Raw genomic sequence first — 7190 nt, 5'->3', positions numbered from 1 at the left:
TCTTCATAATTCGAACCACCGATTGACCACCGCTACAGCGTGAACGAACGTGGAAGATCGTCAGGCAACGCCACGAAAAACGTCAATGTTCTCCGAGACCTTCGAGCAAGCAGGCCCGCTCATAACGGTCTGGTTGCAGGTTCGAGTGCGGTCCGAGCCAACAGCAAAATCAATAGCTGCGATCACGGTGGACTCTCGTTCCAAGCATCGGGGAATTACCTTCTTCATCAGAGCGGGCTGCGTGCAGCGCACCTAACGTCGAAAAATTCGATAATCAAAGGCCGCGGGCAGCTTCTTCTTTCCTTTTTGTTCGCCGTGGCACCCAATCGTACGATGAGTTTATAACCGCCGTTCCATTTCGGCCTCGCCTGAGCATAATGCTCGGGATGATCGAGACCTCCGACATTTACTCAATGCGCGAACTTCCGTGAGCGAACGCTGGCCCGCCGCACTGCGTCTTGACCAGGCCGCCGAATATTGCGGCCTGTCGGTCGACACGTTCAAGGAGGTTTGCACCGTTGCTCCCATCGAGTTCACGAAATCATCGCACGGCCGGCGCTGGCTCCGTACCAGCCTGGATGAATGGCTTGACAGCCTGGACCCCGACGCCGCACGCTCGGCGCCTACACGGCGGCGGTTGGCGGAGCGGATCGGTGGCGGCGGCGTCTAAGCTAAGAGGGCTCCAGATTTTTGAGGCCCGGGGGAAGTGGTACGTCTATCGCCGCGCTACGGGCGAGGTGTTGATCAAAGGGTTCCTCGGCAACAGGAGGGCCCTCGATCGCCATTTTGAAACTCCGGAGTTCCTTCAGGCCTACAACAAGCCCCGCCTGCCCAAGCGCGCCGCCAAGGACTTCGGCGACGGCACGCTTGGCGGGCTTGTGCACTGGTTCACCAATGGCGACATCGACCGCAATCCGAAGGAAGTGGACCCGCCCGGCTCCATCGATGGCGCCTATCCCAAATGGGCCAAACTCGCCAGGGCCACACGCGAGGATTACCTCAAGGCCTATCGCTGGCTCGCCGACGTCTTCGATGAAAAGCTCATCGACATCACCACGCCAGAGCTGTACGAGCTCCGCGATACGTGCGCCGCGAAGAAGAAAACCCGTTTTGCCGACAAGATGATCCGGGCTCTCTCTTCGATGTTTAAGCAGGGGGTGAAGCGCGGGAAGATGGAGCGTAATCCCTGCCTGGGCATGGATCGTGCGCACGAAGCCGACCCGGATGCGAACCGGGAATGGTACGCCAAGGAATGGAACTTCGTGCTCGAGCACGCGCCGCTCGAGGTGCTGATCCCGATGATGGCGGCGCGCCATATTGGGCTGCGCGGCCAGACCATCGTGAGCCTTAACCGAAAGCAGATCGAGGATCACCCGGAAGGGCCGACCGGCAAGGCCGTGCGCTATGTCCCGCGCAAGAACAGGAAGAAAGTCAAATCGGTGTTCCTGCCGGTTATGCGAGAGATGCAGGACTTCCTGGCCGAGTTGAAGGTGCAGCGCGCCGACGGCGCGATAGCAGTGCGCGACGACGGATCGCTCTGGCCGAGCGAAAAGGAGATGCAGACGCGCGTGAGCCACTGGCTTCGCGATCACGAGCGCGTCGGCCACATCGGTGCCGGCACCACCCTGCACGGGCTGCGCGTCTCCTACGCGGCCTGGTGGAAGCGCAACGGCGCGTCAGATAGCGAGGTCGCGGCCCTAATCGGCGACGTCTCCGACAAGATGGGCAAACACTACACTCGGCACGTCGAGGCGGAGATCAGCATCATCCGGGCATTCGACCGGCTCAAGGACAGGCCGTAACCCGGACAGGCCGAGAACAGAACATTTCGTGATTTGTCAAACACGGAGCCGTTTCTGTCAAACACTTGCCCCGAAACGGCGAAAAGTCTAAGGGAATCAAAGCGCGGACGTGGCGGAACTGGTAGACGCAAGGGACTTAAAATCCCTCGATGGCAACGTCGTGTGGGTTCGAGTCCCACCGCCCGCACCACGTTTCGCCCTCGCGGGCTACGCGCGGCGCGGCTACGCCGGGCAATCCGGGCGAAGCGTGTCCGGCGTAGCTTGAGCCTTGGCGAAAGCGAAGACGACGCAGCGGGATCGGAGTCGATCGAGGTCTCACCATGCCGTCTCTTACCACAATCACCACGGCCCCCGACCTCACCTTCGATGCGCTGGTTGCGGGCGAGGCGGGTGCGCCGCCGGTGTTGCTGCTGCACGGCTTTGCCGAATCGATGCACTGCTGGCGTGCGCAGCTCGCTGCGCTCGGCGACATGGGTTTTCGGGCGATCGCGCCGAGCCAGCGCGGCTATTCTCCCCGCGCCCGTCCCGATCCGTGCGATCATCCGAGCTATCACATCGAGCGCCTGATGGACGACGCCATCGCGATCGTCGCGGCGTCGGGTTATGACGGGAGGCGGTTTCATCTCGCCGGCCATGATTGGGGCGGCAGCATCGCCTGGGCCCTGGCGGACCGCCATCCGGAGCGGATCGCCTCGCTGACGATCCTCTCCAGGCCGCATCCGAATGCTTTCAATCGGGCGCTGCGCATGGCGGATGGCGAGCAGGCGCGCCGCTCGCGGCATCACACCGCCTTCCTCGAACCCGATGCCGCGGATGTCGTGCTCGCCGACGACTGCAAATGGCTCCGGGAGCGCTGGGCGGCGCAGGGCATGCCGGCGGCGGCGATGGCCGAGCACCTCGCCGTGCTCGGCAACAAGGACGCCATGGAGGCTGCGCTCGCCTGGTATCGCGCGCGCGGCACGATCCGCTCGCCGCTCGGTCAGATCGATGTGCCGACGCTGTTTATCTGGGGCGATGCCGACGACACGGTCGGCCGCGCCGCGGCCGAGGGCACGGCCGATTTCGTCGCCGCGCCCTATCGCTTCGAGGTCCTTCCCGGCGTCGGCCATTTTGCCGCCGACCAGGTGCCCGACCGCGTCAGCGAATTGCTGGTCGCGCATCTGCGCGACCATCCGGCGTGAGGGGGCGCGCTGCCTCTGCGGACGATTCTCCTCAGGCCGCCTTCGCCATGTCGGCGACGCGCTCCCAGGTGGTGGCGGCAAAGCTCGGCCGCGTTTGCATCCGCTTCAGCCAGTCGACGAGGTTTTGATAGGGCGCGCCGAGCTCCGCCCATTCCGGCGTCAGCGTGAAGAAATCGATCTGCGGCATGACGTGGAGATCGGCCAGCGACAGCGCGTCCCCGGCGAAGAAGGGCTGCGTGTCGAGCAACCGCGCAAGCTCGGCGAAGACAGCGCGTGCGCGGGGCATCGCGGCCTCGATCGCCGCTTCGTCCGGCGTCAGCCCCATCAGTTTTGGGCCGACCACGCGCTGGAATCCGATCACGCTGCCGCAGCCCTGAAACAGGTACCAGTCGCAGACGTTCAGCACCTGGTCCATGCGCGCCGCGCGCTTCGGCTCGGCGGGCGTCAACGGTGGCTCCGGCACGACGCGGTCGAGATAGCGCAGGATGGCCTGGCTCTCGTAGAGCCGAAAACCGTCGTGCTCCAGCACCGGGATCCGGCCGAACGGATGCAGGGCCAGATGAGCGGGCGATTTCAATGTGCCGGGCATGACGGGCGCCACGCGATAACGCGCGCCCTTCTCTTCCAGCGTGGACATGACGGCGCGCCCGAACGGGCTGCCAGGAATCGAGTGGACGATGAATTCCGACATGAGCCTCTCCCTTCCTTACGATTGACTGCGTTCGGCTTCCTCGACGAAGCGCGCGATCAGGCCCGGCCAGCCGCCGTCGACATCCCGCCGCATCGAGGCGCCGGCCTCCGCGCCCATGGTCTCGAATTTGTGGTGCAGCAGCTCGACATGAGTCGCCTCCGGCCCGTCGGCGGTGAAGCGCACATCGACCTCCGACTTCATCGCGGCATCGGGCTTCCATTGCGCGCTGATCTGCCAGAGCATCACGAAGCGATGCGGCGGCTCCCACAGGATGATGGTGGCCGCGCACGTCTCGGTGCCGTCCTCCGCGATTTCGAGCCAGCGACCGCCGAGCCGCGGCTCCATCACGACCGTCCTGATCGGCTTCTTGCCGATGCCGTGCGTGGTCGGCCACCAGCGCGACAGCCCTGACGTGAACACGTCGAACGCATGCGCGATCGGCGCCTTGACGTGGACGGATTTTTTCACCGGGGCGAGGCTTGCGAGCTCATCCATCTACTTTCTCCCGCGCTCCCTATGCGACCGCTCCGCTTCGCGCTTGAACGCATCGAGCGCATCGCCCCAAAAACTATCGAGCCAGTCGCGCAGCTCCGCAAGTCCCTCGCGGCGCACCGAATAGATCCGTCGCACGCCTTCGCTGCGCTCCTCGACGAGTCCAGCCTCCTTCAACACCCGCAGATGCTGCGACACTGCCGGCCGCGACACCGGAAGTCCCGCGGCCAGCGCATTCACCGCGCGCGGACCGGTGCGCAGGCGCTCGAACACTTTTCGCCGCGTTGGGTCTGCAAGTACTGCCAGCGCCATTCCGTAAGCCATGACTTACGGTAAGCCTTCACTTACAAATTTGTCAAGCCGTTCTTACGGCGCACCGCCACGCGCGGCATTGCGTAGTGACGAACTGAAAACAACCAAGGGTAGCGCATGGCTCGTGCCTGCTCAAAAAACCAGCCTGTAACGCATTGAGTCGACGCGTTTATTTAAGCGCGAATTTACAAAACTGGCTGATGTATAAGGCATCTCGCCGACCGCTGCGTCACGCGCGGCGCGCCGGCCAGAAGGCCCGATCTTGCGTAGCGACCACCGCAGCCCCTGCTCCCGCCCCTGCACATTTCCGGAAGCCCGCCATGAAACTCACGATCTCCCGCCGCCTCGGTCTCCTGGTGGCGCTGGCTATCGTTGCCAGCCTCGCCGTCATCGTCGTCCAACTCCTCGCCCTGCGTTCTTCGCTCACGCAGGAGCGCCAGCGTGCCGTGATGTCCGAGGTGCAGACTGCCGCCTCGATCGTGAAAAACTTCGCCGCCGCCGCCGAGCGAGGCGAACTCACGCAAGCCGAGGCGCAGGAGCGCGCAAAGAAGGTGATCCGGGACATCCGCTACGGCAACAATGATTTCTTCTTCGTCTATCTGCCCGACGGTAACACCATCGTGCTTGGCACGCGGCCGGATCTCGAGAACAAGATCCGGATCGACACCACGGATGCCAACGGCGTGCATTACGTGCGCGACCTGATCGCGGCGGCGCAGCGCGGCGGCGGCTTCGTCAGCTACCAGTTTCCGCGGGCGGGAAGCATGGACCCCGCCGACAAGCTCAGCTATGCGATGCTGATCCCCTCCTGGAACTGGATCGTCGTCACCGGTGTCTATGTCGATGACCTCGACGCGGTGTTTTACACCGCCGCGCGCAATGCGCTGTTCTGGGCAGTCGGATTGATCGCGCTGCTCTGCGCCTTCGCGGTGCCGCTCGCCCGCGGACTGGTGCGCCCGGTCCGGGCGATCACGACGACTATGAGCGAACTGGCCGACGGCAAGCTCGATGTCGAAATTCCCGGTATCGGCCGGTCCGACGAGATCGGGGAAATGGCGAAAGCGGTCGGCATCTTCAAGGCCAACGCGATGGAGCGCGAAGAGCTCCAGCACCAGCAGAAGGATGCGGCGGTCAAGGCCGAGACCCAGCGCAAGGCCGAATTGCGCCGATTCGCCGACCAGTTCGAATCCGCGGTCGGCGGCATCATCGCGACCGTGTCGTCGGCGTCGACCAGGCTCGAGATCGCGGCCCAGACCCTGACGCAGACCGCCGATCTGACGCAGAAGAAATCGCTGGCCGTGAACTCGGCCTCGAACGATGCCTCGACCAACGTGCAGGCGGTGGCGGCCGCGACCAACGAGATGACGACCTCGATTGCCGAGATCAGCCGCCAGGTACAGACCTCGAGCCGCATCGCAACGGAGGCGGTGCGGCAGGCCGACAAGACCAATTCCAATGTCGGCGAGCTCTCGCTGGCCGCAAGCCGCATCGGTGACGTGGTCAAGCTGATCACGGCGATCGCCGAGCAGACCAACCTCTTGGCGCTCAACGCCACCATCGAGGCCGCGCGCGCCGGCGATGCCGGCAAGGGTTTTGCGGTCGTTGCCCAGGAGGTCAAGGCGCTGGCCTCGCAGACCAGCAAGGCCACGGAGGAGATCGTCGGCCAGATCCAGAGCATGCAGGCGACCACGCAGGGCTCGGTCGCCGCGATCAAGGAGATTGGCGGCACGATCAACCAGGTGGCCGAGATCGTCTCGGCGATCGCCGCCGCCGTCGAGGAGCAGAGCGCGGCGACCGCCGAGATCTCGCGCAACATCCAGCAGACCTCGTCGAGCACGGCGCAGGTCGCCGAAAACATCAACGAGGTGAGCCGCGGCGCGGCACAGACGGGCACCGCCTCCGGCGAGGTGCTGAGCGCGGTCGGGCAGCTCGCGACAGAAAGCAATCGCCTGGAGCTCGAAGTCAGGAAATTCCTGTCGAGCGTCCGGGCCGCCTGATCGCGCGGACAACCCCACACGATTGAGCCTCCGTTCCGCAAGGCGGAACGGAGGCTTTTTGTTTTGGACGCGAGCCGATCCGCATTTTGACGCTTGAAGTGCGCTTGCGGACGTCGTTTCCTTGCACCGCTCATTCACCCGTCATGGCCGGGCTTGTCCCGGCCATCCACGTCTTTGATTCAGAGACAGTGAAGGCGTGGGATGCCCGGGTCAAGCCCGGGCATGACGAGCTATGGGCAGCGATCTGCGCGTCAAGCAAGCCCGAGCAAGAGACTCCCATGAACCTAGCCAACCTTCCCTTCGATTCCGAAGCCATGCTGCAGGGCCTGCGTGGCTGGGTGGAGTGCGAGAGCCCGACTTTCGATGCCTCCGCCGTCGAGCGCATGCTCGATCTCGCCGCACGCGAGATGGCGATCATGGGGGCCGCGATCGAGCGTATCGCTGGGCGCCAGGGCTTTGCGGGCTGTGTACGCGCCCGATTTCCGCATCCCAAACAGGGCGAGCCGGGCATCCTCATATCAGGCCATCTCGACACCGTGCACCCAGTCGGCACCATCGAGAAACTCAAATGGCGGCGCGAGGGCAACAAATGTTTTGGCCCCGGGATCTTCGACATGAAGGGCGGCAACTATCTCACGCTCGAGGCGATCCGGCAGCTTGCGCGTGCCGACTTCACGACACCGTTGCCGATCACCGTGCTGTTCACGCCCGACGA

General features: G+C 64.3%; 8 protein-coding genes and 1 tRNA gene. 6 read left to right on the top strand and 3 right to left on the bottom strand.

Annotated elements, in window-relative coordinates:
* Positions 1-427 precede the first annotated feature (427 nt).
* From JOZ76_RS23630 to JOZ76_RS23615, 4 genes are all read left to right on the top strand, one after another.
* Positions 428-670 carry a hypothetical protein gene (locus JOZ76_RS23630; RefSeq protein ID WP_291702430.1) on the top strand — a complete coding sequence of 81 codons (243 nt, stop codon included), beginning with the start codon at positions 428-430 and terminating at the stop codon, positions 668-670.
* The gene (locus JOZ76_RS23625; RefSeq protein WP_291702428.1) at positions 654-1802 is read left to right on the top strand and encodes a site-specific integrase; all 1149 of its coding nucleotides are present in this window, start codon (positions 654-656) and stop codon (positions 1800-1802) included. The genes JOZ76_RS23630 and JOZ76_RS23625 overlap by 17 nt, the downstream gene beginning before the upstream one ends.
* 103 nt (positions 1803-1905) lie before the next feature.
* Positions 1906-1992: transfer RNA gene (locus JOZ76_RS23620), tRNA-Leu, on the top strand.
* Positions 1993-2122: 130 nt separating this feature from the next.
* On the top strand, positions 2123-2983 hold the full coding sequence (locus tag JOZ76_RS23615; RefSeq protein WP_291702426.1) for an alpha/beta fold hydrolase: 861 nt from the start codon (positions 2123-2125) through the stop codon (positions 2981-2983).
* A gap of 31 nt (positions 2984-3014) precedes the next feature.
* Here JOZ76_RS23615 and JOZ76_RS23610 read toward each other — a convergent pair whose 3' ends face one another.
* The 3 genes from JOZ76_RS23610 to JOZ76_RS23600 are packed head-to-tail and all read right to left on the bottom strand — an operon-like array spanning position 3015 to position 4490.
* Complete coding sequence (locus JOZ76_RS23610) at positions 3015-3674, bottom strand: glutathione S-transferase family protein (protein ID WP_291702424.1); 660 nt, start codon at positions 3672-3674, stop codon at positions 3015-3017.
* Between the two features lie 15 nt (positions 3675-3689).
* The gene (locus JOZ76_RS23605) at positions 3690-4169 is read right to left on the bottom strand and encodes an SRPBCC family protein (protein ID WP_291702422.1); all 480 of its coding nucleotides are present in this window, start codon (positions 4167-4169) and stop codon (positions 3690-3692) included.
* Positions 4170-4490 carry an ArsR/SmtB family transcription factor gene (locus JOZ76_RS23600; protein ID WP_291702420.1) on the bottom strand — a complete coding sequence of 107 codons (321 nt, stop codon included), beginning with the start codon at positions 4488-4490 and terminating at the stop codon, positions 4170-4172. It lies immediately after the preceding gene.
* Between the two features lie 308 nt (positions 4491-4798).
* Here JOZ76_RS23600 and JOZ76_RS23595 point away from each other — a divergent pair, with 308 nt between their 5' ends.
* Together JOZ76_RS23595 and JOZ76_RS23590 are read left to right on the top strand one after the other, a co-directional pair.
* Positions 4799-6475: a methyl-accepting chemotaxis protein gene (locus JOZ76_RS23595; RefSeq protein ID WP_291702418.1), complete on the top strand. Its 1677-nt coding sequence runs from the start codon at positions 4799-4801 to the stop codon at positions 6473-6475.
* A gap of 278 nt (positions 6476-6753) precedes the next feature.
* On the top strand, positions 6754-7190 hold a 437-nt coding region (locus JOZ76_RS23590), incomplete at its 3' end, for a M20/M25/M40 family metallo-hydrolase (protein WP_291702416.1).

The organism is Bradyrhizobium sp. (assembly GCF_019244115.1).
Taxonomy (GTDB): Bacteria; Pseudomonadota; Alphaproteobacteria; order Rhizobiales; family Xanthobacteraceae; genus Bradyrhizobium.
This window is presented reverse-complemented; position numbering and strand designations above follow the sequence as displayed.